This window comes from Pedobacter sp. R-06, assembly GCF_049913135.1.
GTDB lineage: Bacteria > Bacteroidota > Bacteroidia > Sphingobacteriales > Sphingobacteriaceae > Pedobacter.
Window position 1 is genome coordinate 4,270,172 of sequence record NZ_CP183977.1, and the last position, 25,259, is coordinate 4,295,430.

23 protein-coding genes are annotated in these 25,259 nt (G+C 37.0%); 5 read left to right on the forward strand and 18 right to left on the reverse strand.

Annotated features, from left to right (window positions below):
• Nucleotides 1-933 precede the first annotated feature (933 nt).
• Nucleotides 934-3,858, forward strand: coding sequence for a SusC/RagA family TonB-linked outer membrane protein (locus ACN9MR_RS16995; RefSeq protein WP_426325359.1), 2,925 nt, complete (start codon nt 934-936; stop codon nt 3,856-3,858).
• Between the two features lie 17 nt (nt 3,859-3,875).
• Nucleotides 3,876-5,378, forward strand: coding sequence for a RagB/SusD family nutrient uptake outer membrane protein (locus ACN9MR_RS17000; protein WP_426325360.1), 1,503 nt, complete (start codon nt 3,876-3,878; stop codon nt 5,376-5,378).
• A 415-nt stretch (nt 5,379-5,793) separates the two neighbouring features.
• Here the strand turns inward: ACN9MR_RS17000 and ACN9MR_RS17005 are convergent, their stop codons facing one another.
• Complete coding sequence (locus ACN9MR_RS17005; protein ID WP_426325361.1) at nt 5,794-5,973, reverse strand: hypothetical protein; 180 nt, start codon at nt 5,971-5,973, stop codon at nt 5,794-5,796.
• Nucleotides 5,974-6,001: 28 nt separating this feature from the next.
• Here ACN9MR_RS17005 and ettA point away from each other — a divergent pair, with 28 nt between their 5' ends.
• Entirely contained in the window at nt 6,002-7,681 is a 1,680-nt protein-coding gene (gene ettA, locus ACN9MR_RS17010) for an energy-dependent translational throttle protein EttA (RefSeq protein ID WP_426325362.1), read from the forward strand.
• A 159-nt stretch (nt 7,682-7,840) separates the two neighbouring features.
• On the opposite strand, the gene ACN9MR_RS17015 is transcribed toward ettA, so the two are convergent.
• The 7 genes from ACN9MR_RS17015 to ACN9MR_RS17045 form a co-directional block, all read right to left on the reverse strand.
• Nucleotides 7,841-8,224 carry a hypothetical protein gene (locus tag ACN9MR_RS17015; RefSeq protein ID WP_426325364.1) on the reverse strand — a complete coding sequence of 128 codons (384 nt, stop codon included), beginning with the start codon at nt 8,222-8,224 and terminating at the stop codon, nt 7,841-7,843.
• Between the two features lie 19 nt (nt 8,225-8,243).
• Nucleotides 8,244-8,591 (reverse strand): hypothetical protein, encoded by a 348-nt coding sequence (locus tag ACN9MR_RS17020; RefSeq protein ID WP_426325366.1) that lies wholly within the window; start codon nt 8,589-8,591, stop codon nt 8,244-8,246.
• Between the two features lie 392 nt (nt 8,592-8,983).
• Nucleotides 8,984-9,718: a GDSL-type esterase/lipase family protein gene (locus ACN9MR_RS17025; RefSeq protein ID WP_426325368.1), complete on the reverse strand. Its 735-nt coding sequence runs from the start codon at nt 9,716-9,718 to the stop codon at nt 8,984-8,986.
• Between the two features lie 44 nt (nt 9,719-9,762).
• Nucleotides 9,763-12,459: an outer membrane beta-barrel protein gene (locus ACN9MR_RS17030; RefSeq protein ID WP_426325370.1), complete on the reverse strand. Its 2,697-nt coding sequence runs from the start codon at nt 12,457-12,459 to the stop codon at nt 9,763-9,765.
• Nucleotides 12,443-12,676: a DUF1456 family protein gene (locus ACN9MR_RS17035; protein WP_029274124.1), complete on the reverse strand. Its 234-nt coding sequence runs from the start codon at nt 12,674-12,676 to the stop codon at nt 12,443-12,445. Before ACN9MR_RS17035 ends, ACN9MR_RS17030 begins: the two co-directional genes overlap by 17 nt.
• A gap of 203 nt (nt 12,677-12,879) precedes the next feature.
• On the reverse strand, nt 12,880-14,184 hold the full coding sequence (locus ACN9MR_RS17040; RefSeq protein WP_426325373.1) for a DEAD/DEAH box helicase: 1,305 nt from the start codon (nt 14,182-14,184) through the stop codon (nt 12,880-12,882).
• Nucleotides 14,185-14,234: 50 nt separating this feature from the next.
• Nucleotides 14,235-14,453 carry a hypothetical protein gene (locus ACN9MR_RS17045; RefSeq protein WP_029274122.1) on the reverse strand — a complete coding sequence of 73 codons (219 nt, stop codon included), beginning with the start codon at nt 14,451-14,453 and terminating at the stop codon, nt 14,235-14,237.
• Nucleotides 14,454-14,668: 215 nt separating this feature from the next.
• Here ACN9MR_RS17045 and ACN9MR_RS17050 point away from each other — a divergent pair, with 215 nt between their 5' ends.
• The gene (locus tag ACN9MR_RS17050; protein ID WP_057932807.1) at nt 14,669-15,142 is read left to right on the forward strand and encodes a ribonuclease H-like YkuK family protein; all 474 of its coding nucleotides are present in this window, start codon (nt 14,669-14,671) and stop codon (nt 15,140-15,142) included.
• Nucleotides 15,143-15,330: 188 nt separating this feature from the next.
• Here ACN9MR_RS17050 and ACN9MR_RS17055 read toward each other — a convergent pair whose 3' ends face one another.
• The gene (locus ACN9MR_RS17055; protein WP_426325376.1) at nt 15,331-16,347 is read right to left on the reverse strand and encodes an IS110 family transposase; all 1,017 of its coding nucleotides are present in this window, start codon (nt 16,345-16,347) and stop codon (nt 15,331-15,333) included.
• A 492-nt stretch (nt 16,348-16,839) separates the two neighbouring features.
• Here ACN9MR_RS17055 and ACN9MR_RS17060 point away from each other — a divergent pair, with 492 nt between their 5' ends.
• Entirely contained in the window at nt 16,840-17,307 is a 468-nt protein-coding gene (locus tag ACN9MR_RS17060; protein WP_426325378.1) for an SRPBCC family protein, read from the forward strand.
• Here ACN9MR_RS17060 and ACN9MR_RS17065 read toward each other — a convergent pair whose 3' ends face one another.
• The 9 genes from ACN9MR_RS17065 to ACN9MR_RS17105 all read right to left on the reverse strand — a co-directional run bounded on the left by ACN9MR_RS17065 (nt 17,308) and on the right by ACN9MR_RS17105 (nt 25,257).
• Nucleotides 17,308-17,886, reverse strand: coding sequence for a DUF4468 domain-containing protein (locus tag ACN9MR_RS17065; RefSeq protein WP_426325380.1), 579 nt, complete (start codon nt 17,884-17,886; stop codon nt 17,308-17,310).
• A gap of 97 nt (nt 17,887-17,983) precedes the next feature.
• Nucleotides 17,984-19,003, reverse strand: coding sequence for a porin (locus ACN9MR_RS17070; protein ID WP_426325382.1), 1,020 nt, complete (start codon nt 19,001-19,003; stop codon nt 17,984-17,986).
• 37 nt (nt 19,004-19,040) lie between these two features.
• On the reverse strand, nt 19,041-20,447 hold the full coding sequence (locus ACN9MR_RS17075) for an ammonium transporter (protein WP_426325384.1): 1,407 nt from the start codon (nt 20,445-20,447) through the stop codon (nt 19,041-19,043).
• Nucleotides 20,448-20,793: 346 nt separating this feature from the next.
• A complete protein-coding gene (locus ACN9MR_RS17080) occupies nt 20,794-21,741 on the reverse strand; it encodes a TIGR01212 family radical SAM protein (RefSeq protein ID WP_426325386.1) in 948 nt (315 codons plus the stop codon).
• A 232-nt stretch (nt 21,742-21,973) separates the two neighbouring features.
• A complete protein-coding gene (locus ACN9MR_RS17085; RefSeq protein WP_426325388.1) occupies nt 21,974-22,195 on the reverse strand; it encodes a hypothetical protein in 222 nt (73 codons plus the stop codon).
• 40 nt (nt 22,196-22,235) lie between these two features.
• A complete protein-coding gene (locus tag ACN9MR_RS17090; protein ID WP_426325390.1) occupies nt 22,236-22,484 on the reverse strand; it encodes a hypothetical protein in 249 nt (82 codons plus the stop codon).
• Nucleotides 22,485-22,603: 119 nt separating this feature from the next.
• Nucleotides 22,604-23,191 (reverse strand): hypothetical protein, encoded by a 588-nt coding sequence (locus ACN9MR_RS17095; RefSeq protein ID WP_426325392.1) that lies wholly within the window; start codon nt 23,189-23,191, stop codon nt 22,604-22,606.
• A complete protein-coding gene (locus tag ACN9MR_RS17100; RefSeq protein ID WP_426325394.1) occupies nt 23,192-24,322 on the reverse strand; it encodes a hypothetical protein in 1,131 nt (376 codons plus the stop codon). It abuts the gene before it with no gap.
• Nucleotides 24,319-25,257, reverse strand: coding sequence for a hypothetical protein (locus ACN9MR_RS17105; RefSeq protein WP_426325396.1), 939 nt, complete (start codon nt 25,255-25,257; stop codon nt 24,319-24,321). The genes ACN9MR_RS17100 and ACN9MR_RS17105 overlap by 4 nt, the downstream gene beginning before the upstream one ends.
• Nucleotides 25,258-25,259: the final 2 nt, after the last annotated feature.

The following is a 25,259-nucleotide window of genomic DNA, read 5'->3' on the forward strand; positions in this document are numbered from 1 at the left end:
ATTTTATCAACAATTGCGCCATATGGGTGGATAAAGAGGCTTTTAAATGCCTGAGAACCCAAAATTCAATGTAAGATTATCGTTTCGATAAATATTATTTTATTTATATCTATCTACGTAATAAGTGTTCTAAAGGTTTTAAAGGGACATTTGCCAAAAACATCCGGTTATAGATATTTTATTGTCGGTTTATTGTAAGGATTTTTTCGCCATCAAAAACTGACAATTTGTATCTTTTTACTTAGGCAATTTACAAGTTTTGACAGAAAAACAAAAAGAACGTGACATCATTTAACAATTTCATTAGATAAAAATCAACAAACCAATACGATCAACGATATCTATATAACCTTAATACGAAGTTAACTGTAATTAGGTTGTTTTTGTTTTCTAACACCCAAGTTTATTGTAATCCATTTATCATAAATAATAAGCTATCATTTCAATACAAAAACAAACTACAAAGCTTTAGTAGTTTCAACCATAGCGCGATTCGCATCGTAATCACTCAATTTAACAAAAAACACATACAAATCTATTGCTTACCCTAATATACTAATCTAAAAAGCAACAAGCGTAATACTTGCTTTTATTTTAGTCGCCAAAAACTTATCTCTTTTGTTTATAATGCGCCATCAAGCCATAAAGAAGCAAACGTTTGCGCTTAATAATATCGCCAATACAGGCCTACAATCTTTATCACCCTTCAAAAAAGGCTTAAATAGTAAGCACACCATCCATCATATGCAATTTAAAGCAAACGTTTGCGCTGCATTCGCAGTTTGATCTTGGCTTTTATGGTTATAGTTTAGCAATAATCATTTAACTAAAAAGTATATTATTAATGAACCTAAGAATAACTTTTAGCCCTCCCTAATCTGATTAATGCTCCTCAACAGATAACAAAACAATAACTAATCTAACCTAGAAAACATGAAGAAAATTCTTTTAATGATTTCCTTTATTGCGTGTATTTTCGTAGTAAAGGCACAAAACCGTACTATTTCCGGTACGGTAACCGACGGCAAAAAGCTTCCGCTTCCCGGAATTACCGTAACCGTGCTCGGCACAAAAACTGCCGTACAAACAGATGCGAATGGAAAATATGCTATTAGTGCTGACAATGAGAGTACCCTGGAGTTTAAAGCTTTAGGTTTTACCACACAAACCATTAAGGTGGGCACAAATACTTCTGTAAATGTTTCCTTAGTGGATCAATCTACTGAGTTAGACGCCGTAACCGTTGTGGGTTACACTACAAAGAAGAAATCAGAAATTTCGAGTGCGGTAACTACCGTAAGTGGCTCGCAGCTTAATGATGTAACGTCGGTAAACCTCGGCAACCTGTTACAAGGTAAAGCACCTGGTGTAGTGGCGAGTTCTGCCTCTGGAGATCCAACAGCGGGATCGAATGTGGTGGTACGTGGTGTAGGCAGTATTAATGCCGGTACAGGACCGCTAATTGTGGTTGACGGCAATATTGGCGGCACCTATAACCCGGCAGATGTTGATAACATTACAATATTGAGAGATGCAGCTGCTACAGGTTTATACGGATCGAGAGCTGCCAATGGTGTTATTATTGTAACCACCAAAAAAGGAAAAGCAGGAGAAACCAGATTCAGTCTAAACTCTACCATTGGTATTGCAAAGGCTACTACTGGTAATTTTAAGCTAATGGATGCCCAGCAACTTTACGATTATCAGAAATCTTTCTTTACCACCCCACCAGCCGCTTCGGTACTAAATACCAATACCAATTGGTGGAATGAGGCTTTTAGAACAGCAATGGTAAATAATCACACGCTAACTGCATCTGGCGGGAGTGAGAAAACCCAATTTTACATCTCAGGCAACTATTTTAAAGAAGAAGGAACTTTAATCAATAACGATAAAACACAATATAGTTTAAGGGCTAATCTTACCTCACAGTTGACTAAAAAATTGAAATTAACAGCCTTGTTAAGCGGAATTGTAATCAATGATAATTACAATCCAGAAGATGCTGTTTACCAGGCGTATTTAAATATGCCTTTCGATCCTGCTCACAATGCAGATGGTACCCCAACCGATCCGCGTAATATCCCTGCGTGGAAAGGCAGAGACCGTTCTAACTTTTTACAGAGCTTACAATACAACTATTCAAAAGCCAGAAGTTATACCACAACAGGCGATGTAAACCTGGATTATGATCTGCTTAAAAACCTAACACTTTCTAGTTACAACAGGGCTACAATTGCCAGCGGCAGATCAAGCAATTATTACGATAGAAGAAGCCAGAGTGGTACTGCAAACTTAGGAACAGCATCTCTGGACAATACATTTTCTACTACATTATTAACTTCGAACAGGATTAAATATAATATAAATGTGGGGAATCATAACCTTAGTGTTTTAGGGGTTGCAGAAGTTGAAAGTTACAAATATGACGCAAGTGGAATTACCGCCAAGGGCTTGCCTGCAGGATTAGATGCCATAAATACGGCAACTGACATTACCGACAAACCAACTGGCAGATATGATCAGTATCAGAATATAAAATACTTAGCCCAGGCAGATTACAGCTACCAAAGTAAATATTATTTAGTAGCCTCGGTGGTTAACGAATATTCTTCTCGATTTGGAAAAAACAATCCTGCTGCAACTTTTTACCAGGCAGGGGCATCATGGATTTTATCTAACGAAGATTTCTTAAAGAGTAATACCACCCTTACCTTTCTAAAACTGCGGGCCAGCTTTGGTACTACTGGAAACCAGACATTTAGGGCAGACAACAATCCCGATGGCTTATACGAATCGCTTGGCCTTTACAATTTAAATGCCTCAGCCTCTTACAATGGCCAAACGGGTGCTTTCCCTACACAAATCGCTAATCCAGATTTGACCTGGGAAAAATCGAGAGCGTACAATTTAGGACTGGATTTTGGCTTATTTAAACGTATAGACATTACTATTGATACCTATGATAAACGTAATTCTGATCTGTTATTTGCTGTTCCACTTCCTGCAACAGTTGGCTATAGAACCATTAGAAGAAACGTTGGTGCAGTAAGAAACAGAGGTATTGAGTTTACAATCAACTCCAAAAATATCCAGCAGAAAGATTTTAACTGGGAAACCAGCTTTAACATGTCGTTTAACCGCAACAAAGTTCTGGAGTTAAACCAGGGCCTTTTGGTAGTAAATAGTGGCACACAGCCAATAGCATTAGGCCATGATATGGATGAATGGTACATGCAAAAATGGGCAGGTGTAAATCCAGCAGATGGTAAACCACTATGGGAAAAATTAGACGACCCTACCGGTGTAACCAGTACTTACAACCAAGCCACCAGACAATATACTGGTAAATCATCAGCACCAAAATTTAGTGGAGGATTAACCAACACATTGGCTTATAAAAACTTTACCCTTTCGGCTTTCTTAAATTTTGTATATGGCAACTGGGTGTATAACGATAGCCGTTTCTATTTCGATAATGATGGGGTGTACGAAAGCTATAATCAACAGGTATTACCTAAAGGTTCGGTAAGATGGACTACCCCTGGCCAAACTGATGCAACCCATCCGCAGGCTAAATTTGGCGGTAATCTTCAATCTCACCAAAGCTCTACACGCTTCTTAGAGGACGGAAGTTATTTAAGATTGAGAAACGTAACCGTAGGATACAATCTGCCAACCAATTGGTTAAAAAAAGCTTCGATAAATGCGGCCCGTTTATATGTCAGCGGCGACAACTTGTTTACGGCGACCAAATTTTCGGGCGTAGATCCTGAAGTTGATTTAACTGGCGGTATATCGTCTTTCAGATACCCAACCAGCAGAAGATTTGTTTTTGGCGTTAACCTAACATTCTAATTATTAATAAGATTATCATGAAAATATACCATAATAATATCATAAAAATCGCTATCGCGGCCAGTATTATTTTTACCGCATCCGCTTGTCGTAAGACATTTTTTCCTTCAGATAAAGTAGAAGACAATGATCTATTGACTACCATTGATGGTATGCGAACAGCCACTTTGGGTAATTATGCTACCTTAAAATCTCTAGAATATGAAAACAATTACCATTGGCTTGCAGAACTCCCTTCCGATGAAGTAGCTCAGGGGCAAGGCTCATCGAGCGATGTAACCAATTTGTATAAATATACCCATTTAGTAAATTCTGCCAACGCAACTGCATTTTTCCAGCAAGCCTATTACATTGTCTCAGCTGCAAATAAGGTTATTAAAGTTATTCCTGATGGTTCATCTGCAGAATTACTACAGATTAAAGGTGAAAACCTGTTTTTAAGGGCAATGTTACATTTTAACTTAGTCCGGATGTTTGGAAGGCCGTATGCACAGAACCCGACAACCAATCCCGGGGTTCCAATTTTGAGTGAAACCGTAAGCGATGCAGATGCTTACACCATCAAAAGAAGTACAGTAGCTCAGGTTTATGATTTTGTAATTGCCGATCTTTTGAAAGCGTCGCAGTTTATAACAGATGATAACAAAGGCAATAGTTTTGCTTCAAAATTGGCTGCTTATGCACTCCTATCGAGGGTTTATCTGTACATGGATAATAATGCTAAAGCCTTAGAATATGCCAACCTGGTAATTGGTTCAAACAAATATCAGTTACTTCAAAATGCTGAATACCAAAACTATTTTAGGGTTGCACCAGAAACGAACAAGGAAAGCATTTTTGCCATAAAACATACAAAAACGGAGAACTACGATTATTCCGCTATTGGCTCGTTATACTATAGTGGTGATGCTAATGGTAATGCACTGGGTCAGGGAGAAAGCGGATGGGGAGAGATTTATGCTTCGGTAAAGTATTATAATTTCCTTAATAAATACCCTCAGGATAAGCGTAAGAGTTTTATTTCTCCTTATATCGTTAATGGTATTCAACAGTTAAATCCGAAACTAACTCCAGCTACCCCAATTTACTATGTTAATAAAAACAACTTGCAAGAAGGGGTTACCAATTTAACTTCTCCTGTTTACCTCCGTTTGGCAGAAATGTACCTAAACAGAGCGGAGGCCAATGCCAAACTGAACAATACTCAATTGGCTTTAGATGATGTGAATATAATTAGAACCCGTGCAGGAATTCCAACTTATACTTTGACAGATGTTACGCCAACGCACAGTATTTTAGATATAGTATTGGAAGAAAGGTGGTTAGAGCTTGCTTTTGAAGGTCAACGGGCTTACGACCTATTTAGAAATAACCGCCCGGTAGTAAGAGATTACCCAGGCACACACTCTACCATTAATGGCTCTGTTAATCAAACCATTAACCCAACTGATGCGCGGGTAATTTATTTTATCCCGCAAACCGAAAGAGATAAAAATCCTAATTTATCTCAAAATCCTTAGAACAAAGCAAATTTCATATCATTAAAAAACAAAAGCCTTTCAATCCTGAAAGGCTTTTGTTTTAACTAACGTTTACGGTATCTACTAAGAATTTATCCGCTGCTTAAATGTAAAACTTTTGTATTGTGTTACACAGCACGATATATTTTATGAATCAATTATGATAATTACATTAAAAGGAGATTAGAATTGGGGGTATTGGTTTATTTGTCATTGGTTCATTAGTTAGCATGATGTAGAAAAACATTCTGTGTTAATCTGTACTTCCGTTGGCTCAAAAGTTCATTTGTGCATTAGACATTGGCTTAATATTTAGCATGATGCAGAAACATTCTGTGTTAATCTGAGTTTCCGTGGCTAAAAAGGTTCATTTGTTCGTTAGACATTGGTTTATTAGTTAGCATGATGCAGAAAATCATTCCTTGTCGATATCTGCATCTGTGGTTAAAAGTTTATTAAGTATAATCATAAAGCACTTTGTAATGGCCTTGTTGTTCTTATCTTTGTAAGCAATTTTGGCGTTGCCATTACTTGGTTGGGTAAAATCAGTCCGTAAGAAAAACTGTTCACCTTCCTTTAATATGAATCTTAGCATTAAACTACTTTAAAAACAATACATTATAATGTCTGACGAAAAAATAATCTTTTCAATGGCAGGTGTAAACAAAATTTACCCTCCACAAAAACAGGTTTTAAAAAATATTTACCTTTCTTTCTTTTACGGAGCCAAAATCGGGGTTATCGGTTTAAACGGTTCTGGTAAATCATCACTTTTAAAAATTATTGCCGGTTTAGATAAATCATACCAGGGCGAGGTGGTTTTCTCACCAGGTTATTCAGTAGGTTATCTGGCGCAGGAGCCGATCTTGGATCCTGAAAAAACCGTTCGCGAGGTGGTTGAAGAAGGCGTTGCCGAAGTAACTGCTATTTTAAAAGAGTACGAAGAAGTAAACGAAGCTTTCGGATTAGAAGAAAACTACTCAGATCCTGATGCCATGGATAAACTGATGGCCAGACAAGGCGAACTTCAGGATAAAATTGATGCTTTAGGTGCCTGGGAAATCGATTCGAAACTAGAAAGAGCAATGGATGCTTTACGTTGTCCTGATCCTGATACTAAAATCGGTGTATTATCAGGCGGTGAGCGCCGTCGCGTGGCCATGTGCCGTTTATTGCTTCAACACCCTGATGTATTATTATTGGATGAGCCAACCAACCACTTGGATGCCGAAAGTATAGATTGGTTAGAGCAATTCTTACAAAATTACGAAGGAACTGTTATTGCAGTTACCCACGATAGGTATTTCTTAGATAACGTAGCCGGATGGATTTTAGAGTTAGACCGTGGCGAAGGTATTCCATGGAAAGGAAATTACAGCAGCTGGTTAGATCAAAAAGCAAAACGTTTATCGCAGGAAGAGAAAACAGAAAGTAAACGCCAGAAAACTTTAGAACGTGAGTTAGAATGGGTACGTATGGCACCAAAAGCGCGTCACGCAAAATCTAAAGCACGTTTAGCCAACTACGATAAATTAGCTTCAGAAGATGGCAGAGAAAGAGAAGATAAATTGGAACTTTTTATTCCTGCAGGTCCACGTTTGGGTAATGTAGTAATTGAAGCAACGAATGTAACCAAAGCTTATGGAGATAAGGTATTGTTCGATAATTTAAACTTCTCTCTTCCTCCGGCAGGTATTGTGGGTATTATTGGTCCAAACGGTGCAGGTAAAACCACTTTGTTCCGTTTAATTACCGGACAGGAAGAAGCAGATGCCGGTACTTTCCGAGTTGGTGAAACTGTTGAGTTGGGTTATGTAGATCAGATGCACAACGATTTAGATGCCGATAAAACTGTTTATGAAAACATTACCGATGGATTGGACAATATCCAACTGGGTAATAAAGCCGTTAACGGACGTGCTTATGTTTCGAAGTTCAACTTTAATGGTGGCGATCAGCAGAAAAAAGTAGGTATCCTTTCAGGTGGTGAGCGTAACCGTGTACACTTGGCCATTACCTTGAAAAAAGGAGCCAATGTATTGCTACTGGATGAGCCAACCAACGATATCGACGTAAACACTTTACGTGCACTGGAAGAAGCCCTAGAAAACTTTGGCGGTTGTGCCGTAGTGATCAGTCACGACAGGTGGTTCTTAGATAGAATCTGTACGCACATCCTTGCTTTCGAAGGTAACTCTGAAGTTTATTTCTTCGAAGGTAACTATTCAGATTATGAAGAAAACCGCAAGAAACGCTTGGGTGATGTTACCCCAAAACGCATCAGATATAAAAAACTGAATTAATACAAAGTCCCGATGAGAATCGGGACTTTTTTGTTTTGAGAAGCGCAATTATAATATTTTAAAATAAATCTGGGAGCTGGAAAAAGCTAACGTATACAGGTTCTTCGACAGGCACTACGCAGGAGTCCTTTGGACAGGATGACAAACTTTTCTTTTAATTTATGCTGGTTGAAAAGGAACAGGTCTTTGATTTTCCTTCGCTTTGCGTTTCCCTCTAAAAAAGAAATACAGGTTGACAAAGAGCATAATACCAAGATAAATGGCAAAGCCACCAATCTTAGAACCCAGCGCCTCAATTAAATTGCGGTAATCATTTGCCCCTATAGTAATCTTCATAATGAGCAGTGCAAAGCCAATATTCAACAGGTAAAAACCTGTTTCGAAAAGTTTGTTCGTCGCATTGGCAATCTCTTCTCTTCCTTTAAAAATATCCAACATATATACCTTACTGTTTTTGAACAGCGTTTTTGAAACATAAAAAGTCAAAAAAAATGCAACTGGTAAATAAACTGCATAGCCGATTAAAATTTTTGTCGTTTCCATAATTGAAAATTTTAGATTGTTATTTTATTAATTTATGAATGGTATTGGTGAGCAAATAGATATTTAAATAATGAAGAACAGAGAGGATGCATACAATGGTGGCTACTTTTATAGCCATTACCTCGATTAATTGTTGAGGAGAAATGATGGTCTCCCACCCAACCAATGTCATGGCACAGTAGCCGATATTCACCAAATAGTAAGAAACCAGCAATGATTTATTAATCTGCTGACAGAGATCCAAATGATCAGGAATGAGTTCGGCCACAAAGATATTTCCGTTCCGGTAGCAGATTTTGCCAACCACTGCTATAATGAATATGATAACCGTAATAAAGATGCCATAGCCGAGTATATTGTAATCCATAACCAACAGCTTTAAATTATTTAACTTTCAGGAAAAATTGAAAGAAACAAAGCAAAAAAAACAGGTTTTTACCCCCTATTGTTAGCTATTATATATTTCATTCCCCCTTTCACAATGTAAAGTTAAATAAACATTATTAAATTTTCAAATATTATTGAAAGTTTAATAAAATAATACTGAATGTACTTATCGTCATTTCGAGCGGACCCGATAGCTATCGGGTGCAACGAAGTCGAGAAATCTTTGAGTGTATATTTGTTTATAGATCTCTCTCCCGAACGTTCGGGGACTGCGCTTCATCCCGTAGCGCTTTAAGATTCCCGCCTACGCGAGAATGACGGCTATACTGATGGATTCTGCCAATGGTATGGAGCCGAAGGGCCAGTATCGATTTAATGACGGTTTTTCAAGGCCTTTTGGATCGCAACCTCTGTTACGCCTTCCATTATTTTATAACCTGCAAGGTTGGGATGAACACCATCAACCGTTAATTCGGCACGCTGCCCCTTTCGTTCATCTACCAACGGTGTCCAATAATCTAAAATGGTATATTTTTTTTCTTTGGCGTAGGCCACAATTTTTTCATTTAAGCTCACAATGCTATCGGCCGCTTTAATGCGCTTATTCCATGGATATTCGTAAACAGGCAGGTATTTACAGAGTATCACTTTAATGTGATGCAACCTCGCCAGTTCTGCCATCGATTTAATGTTATCCATAATCTTGTCGTTAGTAACATGGCCTGTATTGCCGGCTATATCATTACTCCCCGCTAAAATGACTACTACCTTTGGTTTAAGGTTAATTACATCCTGCCTGAAACGGATGAGCAGTTGTGGTGAAATCTGTCCGCTTATCCCCCTATCCAGATAAGGTTTATCCTTAAAATAGTCCGGATCTTTTTGCTTCCAGAATTCGAATATCGAACTCCCTAAAAAAACAACTCTTTTTTCTTTTCTGGTTGGTGGTGGTAAAAGTTCATTTTCTTTCTGGTACTTGCTTAGCGCAGCCCAGTCATCAGCAAAATTCTCTTTTTCAGGTTTAGTACTTAACGAATCTGTCTTCAACTGTGCAAATGAACTACTTGCAAAGACCAATAAAAAAAGGATTAGGATTTTACTTTTCATGAGGCATTCGACTTGAACAAAGTGCTAAACTAATTAATTTCCGACTAATTAAATTCTACTCCACTTAAATTTACATTCGATCTGCCTTTTTTATTCCCGAACTGGCTCAGGTTATAACCCAGTGTTGCCTGCACAAAGCGGCTGATAAAGCGTGTCCTGTTTTCGGATATGGAATTGTTGCTAATACTGGTGCTAAAAAGTGCACCTTGATTAAACAGATCGTTCGCCTGGATAGTAAAAAGGAGTTTATTATCCTTTAAGAAGGAGGTATTCAAGCCCATGTTCACCAATAATGGGTTGCCGGCATATAGATTATAGCCAAAATTTAAACTTTTAGAGGCTGATGCATTTACCCTAAAACGTTTACTTGGAATCCAGCTGGCACTGCCATTTAAAGCCAAAACCTGGATATTCTTAATATTCTGGTTCATTACAGAATAAGTATTTGAACTAAAGCTGTATGATACGCTGGTATTAAAAGAATATTTTTTCTCATTCAGGTTAAACCTAAAAGCATTCGAAACGTTAATTCCACTACTCCGGTTTAATACATTTTCGGTATAAAAAACATTGCGGCTATAGGCAATATTTCCATTAATGGAGAGCGACAGTTTATTGGTCATTAACCGTTTATTGAGCGAGTAATTTCCCCCGACATTATATATACCATTAACATTCTCGTAGGTAGTTTGCTGCTTCAGGCTATTAAGTGTGTCGCGAAGGAAAACCGTATTGCTTACTACACTATTAAAAGCAAAAGTTCCCGATAAACCGGCCATAATACTCAATCCTGATTTGAGGTCAAATTGATTATAGCTAAAATCGGCAGTATGGCTCGAAGTTGCTTTCAGATCTGGATTACCGATAATCAGATTCTGTACATCGTTATTGTTTCTAACAGGTTGTAACTTATTAAAATCGGGGGAACTGGTGTAACCATTATAACCAAAACTCAAATTCCCATTATCTTTAATCTGATAGCTTAAATTGGCAGACGGCGAAAAGTTTAACTGATAGTTTTTTAGCTCTTGCCCTGTGTTCTGGTATTTACCAATAATGATACTGGGCGAAAAATTGAGGCCAAAATTATAACTGACCCGCTTTGCATTCGTATTAAAACCAATACCGAAATTCTGATTGATAAAATTAGAAACATAATCCTGCCCCAGCGAGTCGACAACAAAGCTGTTCCCCAATGGATTGGTAACCCTTGTAGTTTGCAAGTTCCGGCTCCTGCTAACTGAAAAACGGTAAGACAGGTTGATAAAACTATATCCTGTGCTGTCGTTTGGCTTTTTTAATGAATTGGAAAATTGGAAATTACCCCCAAAATTGGAGTTCGAGGTATTATTATCAACCAACCTGTTCAGTAAAGAATCTTTAACCAGTACATTGGTGGTTTCATTGTAGTACCGGATAATATCATTAATTGTACTGTTTGAATTTCCTTCGCTTGTGCCAAAATTAAATCCCATAGATAACGATCGCTTATTATTAGCTAATCGCCTAGACCAATTAATACTTCCATTAACATTAGGATTACTGTTCCTTGAACCTGAATTAGACATCAGATCCTGTTTGATAAACCCAGTTTTATTAGAAGTAGAAAATGCATCGTTGCGGGTATTGGCCAAAGCCCCACTAAGCGAAATATTAAAGTAATTCTTCTTTGTGGCTCCATTTAGGCCAAGATTGATATTATTGTTTAGCGATTTGGAATTATTGGCACTTTCTCTTAAATCAAATATTGTTCCCTGCGGGTTAAAAGTTTCGAGATAATTACTCTGAATAGATTTATTAATGCCATTACTAAAATGATAGCCGCCATTAAAGCTAAATTCTTTCGAAATCTTGTCTCTGATATTACCATTTAAACCTCCATTGTTCATTTTGGTAAACTCATTATTGGTAATACCATAACGGCCACCAAAACCAATTTGCTTCGTTTTTTTCCATATACTACCGTTACCACCTAAATTATGTGCATTATTAGTAGCTGAGCTCATATTCACTCCGCCAAAAACGCCTTTGTCCATACCAGGCTTAGTGACCAGGTTTAACATTTTTTGTGGTGTACCCACTTTTATACCTGTAAAATTGGCTTCATCACCATAATCATCAATTACCTGTAGTTTAGCAATAATATTGGCAGGCAACTGCCTGATGTAATCTTCTACGTTACTGGTAAAAAAATCTTCGCCATTTACCCGCAACTTGGTCATTTTTTTGCCCATTGCGGTAACAGCACCTTTTTCGTCAACCTCAATGCCTTGCAGTTGTTTTAACAGATCTTCTACTTTATCATTTTCTCTCACGGTATAGGCGGCGGCATTATACTCAATCGTATCTTTTTTGATCTTAATGGGGTCGACCTTTACTTTAACCTCTACATCTTCGAGACGGATCGTTTCCATCTTGAGCATAATGGGTTCTAAAACGGAGTTTTTTTTCGAAGATTCAACTTCGTAGATAGAAGTAAACGGCTTGTAGCCCAAGGCAGTAATGGTAAGGTAGAATTTATTTCGGGTTACTTTTGCGAATGCAAAGTTTCCTTTCGCATCAGAATTTGAGCGGAGCGTATCTTTATCGGTAATCAATCGGATGCTTACGCCCTCAATAGGCTTCTTCAAAGAATCGATTACACTACCACTTATTTTAAACTGAGACTGAGCGAGAGCGTTAAAGGAAAGTGTGATCAGTATAAAAAATAATAAAAAGCATAAATTATTGCTTTTTCTCATCCCTCGGACCTCTTTTATAAATCACAAGACCATTTAAAAAATTACGCAGAATCTGATCACCACAAGGCTTAAAATTCTCATGGTCTTCATTTCTGAAAATATCGCCTAGTTCTGCCTTCGTTACCTTAAATCCAACGAGGTCGCAAATGGTTATAATATCTTCTGTTTTTAATGACAGGGCTACTCTTAGTTTTTTTAATATATCGTTGTTGCTCATTTTTAATGTTTGAATGATTGAATTTAGAGAATGTCTGAATTAGTGAGTGATTGAGTTAGCGGATTATAGCGTGATCAGAGAATTAACGGATGAGTATATTGAGCTATTAAATAAACGATTGAATAAAAAAATTATTGAATGACTACAAAAATAAATCTGGAACTTTAGTTCCCATTTTACCAATGAACCAATGAACCAATGAACTAACTCGCTACTTCTAATTTAAGTTTTTTTCCTTTTATTTTTTCGCCGCTTAATGCTTTCAATAATTTTTCTACCTTACTTCTTTTAACCGCCACATAACTGGTAGTATCTTTAACTTCGATCAGACCAAGGTCTTCTTTTGTTAAGCCACCTTTCTGCAAAAATAAACCTACAATATCAATTTTATTAATTTTATCCTTCTTACCATGCGCAATATATAAAGTTACCCAATCGCTGGCTTCTGGTAATTTATATCGTTCAGATAAAACTTCTTCCTCAATATCATCTGGTAAATATTTATAGTGCTCTTCTGTAGTTAAAATAGCATAGGCTGTTCCTTTTGCATGCATCCTTGCCGTTCTACCATTTCGATGGATATAGGCATCTTCGGTGTAGGGCAATTGATAATGCACAATATGTTCCACCTCAGGAATATCCAGACCACGGGCAGCCAGATCTGTTGTAATTAAAATCCGATGGCTGCCATTTCTAAATTTAAGCAATGCCTTTTCGCGATCGAACTGCTCCATCCCACCGTGAAAAACATCGTGCCCTAACCCGTTTTCGAAAAGTAAATCACTTATCCGATCTACCGTTTCCCTGTGGTTACAGAAAACCAGTGTATTTTTACTACCTATTTTACTCAATAATCTGAAAAGGTAATCCAGCTTATCGGCTGCAGGTGCAGTTATTTTTTTGAGTTTTAGATCTGGTTTTGCCTCTATATTTTTTGAAAAATCGACTTCAACAGGCACATTTAACTTTACAAAAGCAGGGATTTCTTCCATTTTGGTAGCAGAAGTAAGTATACGCTGTTTTAACGAAAGCAGCGAACCAATAATGTAAGACATATCTTGCTCAAAACCAAATTCCAGCGCTTTATCAAATTCGTCTAAAACTAAGGTTTCGATAAAAGATTCGTCAAAGTTTTGATGCTCTAAATGATAAGCTATCCTACCAGGCGTTCCGATCAGGACGGCAGGTGGATGTGCTAGATTATTCTTTTCTATCCGTACGGCATGACCACCATAACAGCAGTTTACTTTAAATGAAGTCCCCATTTGTTTAAAAACCTGCTCTATCTGTAAGGCAAGTTCTCTCGAAGGAACTAAAACCAAGGCCTGCACTCCTTTTACTCCGGCTTTTAAGTTGGAAAGTAATGGCAATAAAAAGGCCAACGTTTTCCCTGAACCCGTTGGCGCAATTAATATAACATCTTTACCAGTCTTAGCTGCTTTTACTGAAGACTCCTGCATCTCATTAAGTGCAGCAATGTTTAATTTTTTTAAGGCATTTTCCATCATTCCGCCATAAAGGTAATCATTTCTCTTTACGACCCGAACTACCCCCTTAGTTACGGTTTGAAAAATCTTTCCCTAAGTTTCCGCAGCGTAGAAAAGTTTAATCTTTTCTCGAGTAACATTAACATATTGCCGCGTTTAGACATTGATGATAGCACTTTTTCGTTAACTGCATCAACCGAAGATAAGATCTTGTCTGCCAGTTCATCTGCAAATTTATTCGCTCTGCTATTTTGTAATAACTGGAGCTCTTGAATTAATTCTGCTCTCATAATTAAGAATTTTTAATGAATGTACAAATATTAACGGACCGAATAATAATTTGTTTCAATAAATAATAAGTTCATCTAAACTATTATCACTAACTTGTTGATAACTAACTTTTTGTTAGCAAATAAACAATCTGCACTTAACACATATTTAATTTTTAGCACTTATTTTTATAAAAACCTGATTACCATTCGTTAACCCCAAAAAACACAAATGTATGACGTGGAAAAAATTTAGTGGTGAAATTATTCAATCTTCAATCCTCGAAGAAGTAGAAAACGCGATTATCAGAGAAAGTCAAAACGGTTTTAAACTTAAAGTTTGCATTGGTACCGATTCGCAGGTAAAAGGTGCGGTAACCGATTTTGCAACCGTAATTGTGCTGTTACGAGAACATCATGGCGGTTTTATGTATATCCACCAGGAAAAAAGCACACAACAGGTAAGCATTAAAGAAAGAATGTTAATGGAAGTACAAAAATCAATCGAAACCGCTTATTCCATTTGTGATTTACTTGATATTTACGATGTGGCTTTGGAAGTACATGCCGATATCAATACCAGTCCATCGTTTAAATCAAACAAAGCACTTAACGATGCTATGGGATATATTTTAAGTATGGGCTTTATTTTTAAGGCTAAACCGGAAGCATTTGCCAGTTCTACCTGTGCAGATAAAATGGTGCATTAAAAGAGCCGGAAAGCTTGGGGTCAGAGGTCCGAAAGTCGGGCACCGTCATTTCGAGCACAGCCGAGAACCCGAAGATTCTGTGTTTATACGCAAATAATTTTTAACTTTATTTATTAAAGGCAGCTCTAAGCTAGCTTCATTAGGGCAGTTCATTTTTTAATGGCTGCTCTAACCATTTATTACCTCTTCTATCGCGATCTTATTATAGTCAATATCAAAGCGTTTATTGGTTTTGTATATGGTATATATAAGTCCGAGTATTTTTTTTTGTACGGCCACCATGCCTTCATTTTGATCCCGTGTTTGGACACAAGGCGTACAAATATCGCTTTATGGTTTGCATTGTGCCTTATGGCTGTTATTGCCGGCATATGCATCGCTTTCCTTAAATGCCTGTTACCTCTTTTGGATATCTTTGGTTTTCCTTTTACAGAGGTTCCAGATTCCTTTAGCCTTACATCAAGCCCGCTATAACTTATCAGTTGCTTTTTGTTTTTTATCAGTTCAAATCCATTTGTTTCTGCAAGGGCAATTATGGCCGTTAATTTACCTACCCCAGGTATTGATGTGATAAGGTCTATCTTCTTAACCAGTTCTGCATCCTCTTTTACGGTTTTGGAAAGCTCGGTTTTGATCTCCAGTTCCTGTTTATTGATGAGCTGGATACGCTTGGATATTCTTTTTATACTGCCCTGGTTTGGGAATTTCTCCGACATCTCGGCATGTAGCTGATTTTTCAGTACTGTTCTATCGGCGATTAGCTGGTCTCTTTCACGGGTAAGTTGCTTAAGGTTTCTGAATATTTTTTTTGGTTGTAACCAGTCTTCCAGTTTCCGTTCCAGTCCAAACTGACATATCGCCTGCGAGGCGGTCCTGTCTGTAATTGTCCTTACATCCAATGTTCTAAAATAATTGCTGATCTTGTTTGGAAGTACAATACTGATCTGTTTTTCCTGATCTGAAAGATAATAAGCCAAATGTTCATGATAAACCCCGGTTGCCTCCATTACATATCGTACCTTAACATCTTTCACCGTCTTTTTCTCAACCCATGAGGTAAGGCTGCCAAAACCGGCTACAGTATTTGCAAATATTTTATAGGCATATATATCAACGCCTGTGTCGTGGTTCATCCTGCCGAGCGAGACCACTAATTCATTTTGTGCTACATCAATGCCTACAACCTGTTTTACAATTTCTGCCATAAATTTTAATTAAATTAGCAAAAGTGAGTTGTCTCCCTTCATCTTCTCTCCTGATTGGGTATCCTGGCTATACATCAACATATGTACGCCTTACATTCTGTTCAGACTCTAAAAGACAAGAAAGAGTGAGGTGCTATCTTCGGGAGAACATGCTATATAAAAGCTGTTTAGGCTCAGATCCACTCTCACTCTTTTTCACTTAAGTATTCTAATTTATCTCTTTTTCGATTTGAGAACAAACATAGGAGGCTTAGCGAAGCTAAATCTGTCTAGATAGATCTCTCCATTCCACTGCGTTCCATCCGATAGCTATCAGATCGAGATGACGACCCATTTTTTTGGAATCCGTTAATACTAGCGGAATGGAGAAATTTATCGGATCAAAATGTAGATCTTTTGCGATCTCTGCGCCTACATTCTGTGAACCTCGCGGTTAAACCTAAATATCTTCAACAAAACCCCATCTTTGTTGTTGTGCTTTAAAACAAAAACTTGAAAACATATAGATTAGAATTTACCCAAAAACTCCCTGTTGATCTGGATGCCGCCTGGGACTTTTTTTCGTCGCCAATGAACCTGGCCGAAATTACCCCAAAAAATATGACCTTTGATGTAACCTCACCAAACATCGTCAATAGTAAAATGTACCCTGGCCTGATTATCACCTATAAGGTTGCCCCTTTGTTCGGCATAAAGTTAAACTGGGTAACGGAGATCACACACGTTAAGGATAAGGAGTATTTTATCGACGAGCAACGGTTTGGTCCATTTGCTTTCTGGCACCACCAGCACCATTTCGAAAAAATAGATGGCGGCGTATTAATGCATGATACCTTACACTATAGCATTGGCTGGGGACCAATCGGTGTAATTGTAAATACTATAGTGGTGAACAACAAAATCAACGAAATTTTTAAGTTCCGTTACCAAAAGGTTGAGGAATTATTTGGCAAGCTTTAGCTACCACTTTTTAGTAGAAATGGTTTCGGTTTTCTTTTTGGCTTTTTCAACCCTATTGGCAGCCAAATACTTCTTAAAATCATCACCAAATTTTTCTATTTTGTTATAGGCGCTATTTAAAATATCTTTCCATGCACCAGCGCTAAGTTTACCTGGTGTACGCTCTAAAGGCACTCCAATTTTGGTCGTGGCTACAAAGTTTCCGTAACGGTCCCTTTGGTATGGGATAAACAGCAGATCGGTTAACCAAAACCTATATTTGCCATTACGTGCCTCAAAAACAAAATTATAACTTACTTCTCCACTTGGATGCCCGGCAACTAAAATTGTCTTATCGATTACCATCGTTCCGTTAGCCAGAACAGAAGAATCGGTAACAGTTTCTTGTGTCATCGATTTTTTATATGCTACATTAACGAAAGATTTGGCTCTTTGCAGTAAAGAATCTTTGCTTATCAATTGCGAATCAACCACCTTATAATAAATAAATTTACCGTTATCATCTTTCGAAAACTGTTTCTGTTGTGCACATAATCGAATTGAAAAAAGAGCAAGAATAATAAAAAGAAGATGTTTCATTTGAAATTGGTTAATAGATAAATCTAAATATTTAAAGGTAAGAAAAAGCCGTCCCGATTTTACATCGGAACGGCCTTATATTAACAATTTTATTTTCTTAAAAAGCGTAAACTGCTGCTAAAGAGAATTGACCTGCATTTGGAGCTGCTGCACCACCTTCTTTAAAGAATGGCTTGTCTCCGCTGTGATCTAATCTAACTTCAGGAATAAAGGTTAAACCACCAGATTTAATATTTGCAGTTAAAGTTACTGAAGTATATTTTGCGCCCTGAATGCCACCTGCATTTTTATACTTAAAATATTCACCTCTTAAACCTAGCGTTACTGCGTCTGCAACAGCGTACTGAGGATAAAGAGCCGCACCTGCATAACCACCGCCGTCATTATCAATATCATAATTTGCGGCATTTAACCCTAATTTGAATTTTTCAGTAATCTGATATGAAGTGGTTAAATCTTCAATCGTACCATAACCTCCAGCACCTGCACCAGACAATACGTTAATATAAGCAGTCCAACCTTCAACCGGAGCAACCATTAACTGCCCACCAACTGCAGATACACCACGTGATGCTGAATAAAGATTCCAATCGTTAAATACACCGGCCATCAAACTCACTTTATCAGAGAATTTATAAGTTGCTTTAATGCCCGCATTCTGGAATGGACCATTGGTGAATAAGTATGATGTAGAATAATTGAAATTACCAACTGGTGAGATTACCTCATATCCAATAAATGTACCCATATAACCAGCTGTCATTGAAAACTGATCGGTAAAATCATAATTCACATACAAATTCTGAATATGAAATGATGAACCGCCTGCAGCTGCATCAGGAATAGATTGCGATTGTCCTCTTGGGCCAAAAGAAAGTTCTCCAACAAATGACGCCTTGCCTGTTTTTTTCTTTAAAGCAATATCGATCATTCCTAACGAAACCGAGTTGTGATCACTGGCAAATGATGTTTTAATGTTATCACCCCGTTTGGCAAAATCATATTTAAAATACGTATCTACCGATCCTGAAATTTCAAGTGGTGATGTAGTGGTCTCTTGGGCCAGGGCACACGTAGTGCTGGCCATTGCAAAAATAGCGGTTAAAAGTTTCTTCATGTTTGAGCTTATTTTGAGTTTAGATATTATAAAATCCTTAAGATATTGATTCTGTTAATGGACTGTTTTTTTCGATATAGATTGCTCTTTCTTCAACCAGCAAGGTCCCTTGAGAGTATTTCTCGTCATGTTGAGATGCATCAAGACCCATTTCTTCTTCTTCATCAGAAACCCTGATTGGGTTAATAAGATTTACCAGTTTGAAAATTATGAATGATACAACGAAACTGAATATAATTACAATTACGGCACCTTTTAATTGCGTGATAAAGAACGCAGGGTTGCCATAAAACAAACCATCAGCACCAGCAGCATTTACTGTTTTGGTAGCAAAAACACCTGTTAACAACATACCAACGATACCACCCACACCGTGACAAGGGAAAACATCCAATGTATCATCTAAACTGGTTTTTTGTTTCCAGGAAACCACAAGGTTTGAGATAACTGCGGCAATAGCTCCAATAAATATACTTGATGAAATACTTACAAAACCTGCACCTGGTGTAATGGCTACCAAACCAACTACTGCACCGATACAAAAACCTAAAACCGAAGGTTTTTTACCTCTTGCAACATCAAAGAACATCCACGATAAACCTGCAGCACCTGCAGCGGTATTTGTAGTTAAAAATGCAGAAACAGCTAAACTACCTGCGCTTAATGCAGAACCTGCATTAAAACCGAACCAACCGAACCATAATAAACCAGTACCAATTAATACGTAAGGGATATTTGCAGGTGGAACTTCTTTATGCTCTAAGTGAGATTTTCTACGTTTTAAAACCAATGCACCAGCCAATGCAGCCATACCAGCAGAAATGTGCACTACGGTACCTCCAGCAAAATCCAATACACCCATTTTAAACAAGAAACCTTGTGGGTGCCATGTCCAGTGGGCTAACGGAGAATAAACGAATATTGCGAATAAAACAATAAATAAGATGTATGAGGTAAAACGGATACGCTCTGCTACGGCACCTACCACTAAACCCGGGGTAATGATGGCGAACATTAATTGAAACACAGCAAATAAAGATAGCGGAATGGTTAAGTCTGCTCCTCCTTGAAGATGAGGTGCTCCAGAATTTACACCTTTAAAGAACAAAAACGTCGATGGATTTCCAATAAAGCCACCAATAGTATCTCCGAAGGCTAAACTAAAACCTACTACTGTCCATAAAACTGTAATTACTCCTGCAGCTACCACACTTTTAATCATGGTAGATAATACATTTTTACGATGAACCATTCCACCGTAAAAGAATGCAAGGCCTGGAGTCATTAAAAATACAAGTGCAGCTGCGATTAATATGAATGCAATATCAGGCCCACTATACTTGCCTTCGTCAAAATTAGGAAGAAGTGGAATAAATAGAGCGAAAATTGCGACAATCATCAATATCGCAAAAGGCGCATACTGTTTAAAGGAGAATTTACTCATAGTTTTTAGTTTAATTTGTTTGTATTGTTTAAATAATTGAAATATGCTTGATTTATTTTTCTAAAAATACGACATATTGTAGTTTTTACACCATTAAATTGAAATATTTTAATAAAAATGAGTGATTTTTATAAAACAACACAAAAATTAACCTTAAAAATAAAAATAATAAAAAATACAGAGGATTTTAATGTAAGTTTTTAATAAAAACAAAATCACATATTAACCATCATTTATATGATTTTAACTAAAATTTATAAAAAATTAGCCTAAAAAACTGATCAATAACAGAAAAACCCATGAAATTTCACGGGTTTTTAAAAAAATTGTTCAAAAATTTAATTTTTTACAATAAATACGCAGAACCTTGAACTACACCTCTTTTTTCTATTTCTTTATCCATATAGGTTTGAATTGCCGATTTGTTAAGCCCCCAGTTAGGTGCAATCAACAAATCCCAGTCTGAAATACCAAAAAGCCGCTGAATAACAATATCGGGACGCAAGAGCGGAATTAGCTCACAAAGCAGATCGGTATATTCTTCAAGAGAAAATAGTTTAAAAGGCTCTTTTTTATACTTAGCGCCCATTATCGATCCTTCTACCACATGGAGGTGGTGAAATTTCACAAACTTAATTTGTGGGAAACGATTAATTTCGTGGATATAACCGTACATCTGTTCTCTCGTTTCCCACGGGAAGCCAAAAATAGTATGCACACACAGATCGAGTTTACTGTCTTTTAAAAGTTCTACCGCAGCAACAAATTCGCCATGACTGCAACCTCTGTTGATCTGATCGAGGGTTTCATCATAGATAGATTCCATTCCCATTTCTAAATCTACATCGAAGCGGTCGGTATAACTTTCCAATAAAGCCACCTTTTCTGCATCAATACAATCAGGCCGTGTACCAACTGCAAAACCCACAATATCTTCTGTATTAATCGATAGCGCTTCATCATACATCATCTTTAAATAATGTACCGGCGCGTAGGTATTGGTGTTCGGCTGAAAATAAACAATATACTTATCAGCTTTATAAGAGGTTTTAGCCCTTAACATGCCTTCGGCAAGCTGATCTTTAATATTTGGATTTTTACGTGAAGGCTCCGGCGTAAAAGAATCTACATTACAATACGTACATCCACCATAACCTTTGCTCCCATCGCGATTGGGGCAAGTAAAACCACCATCTACAATAACTTTAAATACACGCTGCCCTTTATACTTTTCGCGCAAATGCGTGCCGTAATTTTTATATCCCTTTATACCTGAATCTACAAGTGTTCCCATTGCTTGCAAAAATACGGTTTTTGTTCGAAACGAGTGATTAGGGAGGTGAGATTTGAGATATTATACAGGAGATGTGAGATTGGACGTATAATTGGGCGTTTAGGGTTTAGGGTTTAGGGTTTAGGGTTTAGGGTTTAGGGTTTAGGGTTTAGGGTTTAGGGTTTAGGAAAAACAAATCTATAAAATGGTATGTTTTATTTTTTCAAAACATTCTACATAGTGTGGTTAATATTTATTTCTGCTCAAACCGCTTTTCAAATTCCTCCTTTGGCATAATGTAGGTAAGATACATATAAACATTATATTCATATTGTTTTATCGAAGTATCAATAATTACTTTTTGACCTTCAGGATGTTGATTTGAAGCCACAACTTCTGTAAAAGGATTTTGATAGCCACGAGCACTAAATACATTTATTAGATTGTCTTGAGTCCCAAATTTAGAATTCTGCATTTCATATTTATTGACCTTGGCATAAATGAGTCCATTTTTTTTAACTTCCCAGAAAAAAGTATAGATCAAACATGATAATCTTAAAATATTTTTTCAGGTTATGGTCATAAATCAATCGATAATCCATATTAGCTCTTTTACTTCCATCCCGTCCCATATTTTTAGTTTCCACGGAAATCGTCAAAGATTTTGACTTAACAGTTTGATCAATCCTGTCTTTAATATTATTCGTCTTAACAGCTGGTATATTTAACTTTATTTCTATGCTATCTTCAATGTAACTTCTCATGTACTTTTTCCCGTCATTCTTGTTGATGAAAAAGTAATTATAGGCAATGAGCAACAATGGTAAAATAATAGCAGCTCCAACGATATAACCTAAAAAACCGCCTGTATTTTTTAATCAATTCATTTCTGTTTTTCGAACCGTTCCCGAAATTCCTCCTTTGGCATAATGTAGGTTAAGTACTGTTCTACATTATATTTAAACTGGTTTTCAGTAATATCAACATTCCAACCATTTTCTTCGCCTCTTTTAATACTAACCGAATCTGGCAGATTCTCCCTTACTCTAAAGACAGGTATTGGATTTTCTTTGGTTCCATAAAACTTATTAGACATATCATATTTATTTACATAAATTATTATTTTTTTATTGTGCAATACAGTTGTAAATTTTGACGCTTCAAAGTCAGGATAATCAAAGAAGGTAATCTGGTAGTTCTTTTTAAATCCTTTATCGAAAAATGATATTTTATATATACTTCCTGCTGGACTTGTCAATGAAGTTGAATATTGATCATAAGATAGTTTAAGATCAGAATATTTAGGAAAATCTATATAAATAGGAATAAACCCATTTATATATTCGTTAATATGCTTTGCGGAATCATTTCCCCTTGATTTGAATAGAATATTAATACCATAAATCAATATTGGAAATATAATTATTACCCCAACTGCCCAACCTATTGCCTGAGAAACTTGCTTGTTCATTTATTTTGGATTATTTGCTACTACCCCAATACTATTATCTATATCTTGATTATTAGCATTATCAGATGCCATGAATGATTGTTTTGCTTTTGCAGCCTCATAACTATCTGACCCTCTATCAATCAAATAGTTAGCTACAGCCCCCGCAATTCCTTTTCCCAGCCCCTTAAAAAAATCTTTACCAACCAGTGCCGAACGCGTTGAAGGATAAGATCTTGATGCAATATCGGCAGCCAATCTGGAATTAGCAGCACCAGCTGCATCACCGGCAGCTTCTCTCATGGCTGCCTGTGTATTGAATTCCATCATTTCACGGGTAATTTGTTGATTGGTACGTGTTAGATTTATTCCATTCTCTACCACTGCACCTATTGCGCCAGCCGGTTGGTTGATAGTTCCTTCTGTTTTTGCACTCTCCCCAACATCACTCCATCTCCAAACGGGAAGATTTTTTTTTGCTGCTTCTTCCTTACTGTTTTCGCCATCGATATAACCATAAACTGCAATCGGTGCTGCAACCAATAAGCCTATTGGGGTAAAAGCTGTGGCTGCCGTGATCACACCTATTACGGCCTGCGACGTTAAATGCGCAGCAATTTCAGCATTATTATTGCTGGTAATTTTTTTTGCGGCAGCCATTGCAATAACCGGATCTATGATGATAGAAACCACCCCACCTTTTGGGCAATTCATTAATGATTGATTAAGCAAGGCTGCTTTTTTATCAATTTTAACACCACCATGCGGCAACATCCACTTCCCTTCTAAAGTGGCATCACAATCGTGCGCCATCTTGTACAAACCGGTTACACCTGCACCAATGCTGGTTGCGGCAGCCGCAAGCATTACCCCAGCTGCCACCAATGCTAACCCACCGGTTGCTACTGTTGCAACAGCTAGTGCAGCTACCGCGATTACAGCTGTTAAAATCTGTAATCCTCCCCAAAATTTGCTAGCAACCTTGCACGAAAAAGTATCACTGATTTTTCTATCATCAATATTTAGCAAGGGTACTTTTTTACTTGCTAAGATTACTGTGGAAACTCTACTGATACCAATCTGAAGCGGTTTTCCATTAGTCATATTGGTACAAATAACATTAGCACCCTCATGTACATAAGAATAACTCATTCTATCCTCCTTAATTTATAGTCTACAACTACTTCCACATTGTTTTTAACTTCTTCGGCAAGAAAAACATCAGTTTCTTCTATTATTGACAAATCAGTATTAATAACCTGCCTAACCTGATATTGAAAATCGTAATCTGAAAATTTATATCCTACAACAGGCTGGAATTTCTGATCATACTGTTTTTTGATTGCATTAATATCAATCTCTTTTATATCCATCTTACCCTGTTTTTTAAGTTCAACAGTTGATGGTTTTTCAAAAATAATTTCTGATGAAACATGCAACGGCACTGCAATACCTTCGAAAAGTTGGGAGTGGTAATTCAAAGTATATGGTTTGTATAGATCTGATAACTTAACAAGATACCGATCAAAAAAAAGATCGAAAAACAACTTGGTGTGTATATCCTCAATAAGAAGTTTTTCATCTTTAATCTGAGCTTCTGCCAAATAAATGAATTTTTGAAGTTCTATCTCAGCATTACTTGATCTCAAAAATGAGTATCTCTCCTTTAAATTGTTTTTAAAACTTTCCCAATTTTTAAGTACTTCGCTATAGTTCAATATTTTATTTATTCTACCCGTTTCTTTATCAACCTGCACAGTTATATTACACTTAATCAGGTCCAATGATGAAAACAAATCCATTGCTTCCGAGAGATTAGAAGGATTTATCTGAATAATATTATCAAAAAGCAAAACCTCTACAACCAGATTCCCATTGTCAATTTTGTTTTTAACATGAAACTCCCGTTTTGTGGTTGCGTGGTTGGTAATCACATTATTTAATTTGGTAGCAACCGTCTGCTCACAACGGTATTTTAAGAGAATAGGCTCAGTCTTTTCAGTATCAACTGCCTTATCAAACTGTGTATCTGTTTTATTTTCTATGTGGACTGGCTCATCTTCACTAAAAAATTTAAATCTGCTCATAG

Bases quoted from the DNA above. Each gene is read 5' to 3' on its own strand.
- ACN9MR_RS17090 (WP_426325390.1), bottom strand. From the start codon at position 22,484: ATGAGAAGTTACATTGAAGATAGCATAGAAATAAAGTTAAATATACCA.
- ACN9MR_RS17005 (WP_426325361.1), bottom strand. From the start codon at position 5,973: ATGCTAAGATTCATATTAAAGGAAGGTGAACAGTTTTTCTTACGGACT.
- ACN9MR_RS17070 (WP_426325382.1), bottom strand. From the start codon at position 19,003: ATGAAGAAACTTTTAACCGCTATTTTTGCAATGGCCAGCACTACGTGT.
- ACN9MR_RS17030 (WP_426325370.1), bottom strand. From the start codon at position 12,459: ATGAGAAAAAGCAATAATTTATGCTTTTTATTATTTTTTATACTGATC.
- ACN9MR_RS17045 (WP_029274122.1), bottom strand. From the start codon at position 14,453: ATGAGAGCAGAATTAATTCAAGAGCTCCAGTTATTACAAAATAGCAGA.
- ACN9MR_RS17035 (WP_029274124.1), bottom strand. From the start codon at position 12,676: ATGAGCAACAACGATATATTAAAAAAACTAAGAGTAGCCCTGTCATTA.
- ACN9MR_RS17080 (WP_426325386.1), bottom strand. From the start codon at position 21,741: ATGGGAACACTTGTAGATTCAGGTATAAAGGGATATAAAAATTACGGC.
- ACN9MR_RS17025 (WP_426325368.1), bottom strand. From the start codon at position 9,718: ATGAAAAGTAAAATCCTAATCCTTTTTTTATTGGTCTTTGCAAGTAGT.
- ACN9MR_RS17000 (WP_426325360.1), top strand. From the start codon at position 3,876: ATGAAAATATACCATAATAATATCATAAAAATCGCTATCGCGGCCAGT.
- ACN9MR_RS17105 (WP_426325396.1), bottom strand. From the start codon at position 25,257: ATGAGCAGATTTAAATTTTTTAGTGAAGATGAGCCAGTCCACATAGAA.
- ACN9MR_RS17015 (WP_426325364.1), bottom strand. From the start codon at position 8,224: ATGGAAACGACAAAAATTTTAATCGGCTATGCAGTTTATTTACCAGTT.
- ACN9MR_RS17020 (WP_426325366.1), bottom strand. From the start codon at position 8,591: ATGGATTACAATATACTCGGCTATGGCATCTTTATTACGGTTATCATA.
- ACN9MR_RS17095 (WP_426325392.1), bottom strand. From the start codon at position 23,191: ATGAACAAGCAAGTTTCTCAGGCAATAGGTTGGGCAGTTGGGGTAATA.
- ACN9MR_RS16995 (WP_426325359.1), top strand. From the start codon at position 934: ATGAAGAAAATTCTTTTAATGATTTCCTTTATTGCGTGTATTTTCGTA.
- ACN9MR_RS17085 (WP_426325388.1), bottom strand. From the start codon at position 22,195: ATGCAGAATTCTAAATTTGGGACTCAAGACAATCTAATAAATGTATTT.
- ACN9MR_RS17075 (WP_426325384.1), bottom strand. From the start codon at position 20,447: ATGAGTAAATTCTCCTTTAAACAGTATGCGCCTTTTGCGATATTGATG.
- ettA (WP_426325362.1), top strand. From the start codon at position 6,002: ATGTCTGACGAAAAAATAATCTTTTCAATGGCAGGTGTAAACAAAATT.
- ACN9MR_RS17040 (WP_426325373.1), bottom strand. From the start codon at position 14,184: ATGATGGAAAATGCCTTAAAAAAATTAAACATTGCTGCACTTAATGAG.
- ACN9MR_RS17050 (WP_057932807.1), top strand. From the start codon at position 14,669: ATGACGTGGAAAAAATTTAGTGGTGAAATTATTCAATCTTCAATCCTC.
- ACN9MR_RS17100 (WP_426325394.1), bottom strand. From the start codon at position 24,322: ATGAGTTATTCTTATGTACATGAGGGTGCTAATGTTATTTGTACCAAT.
- ACN9MR_RS17065 (WP_426325380.1), bottom strand. From the start codon at position 17,886: ATGAAACATCTTCTTTTTATTATTCTTGCTCTTTTTTCAATTCGATTA.
- ACN9MR_RS17055 (WP_426325376.1), bottom strand. From the start codon at position 16,347: ATGGCAGAAATTGTAAAACAGGTTGTAGGCATTGATGTAGCACAAAAT.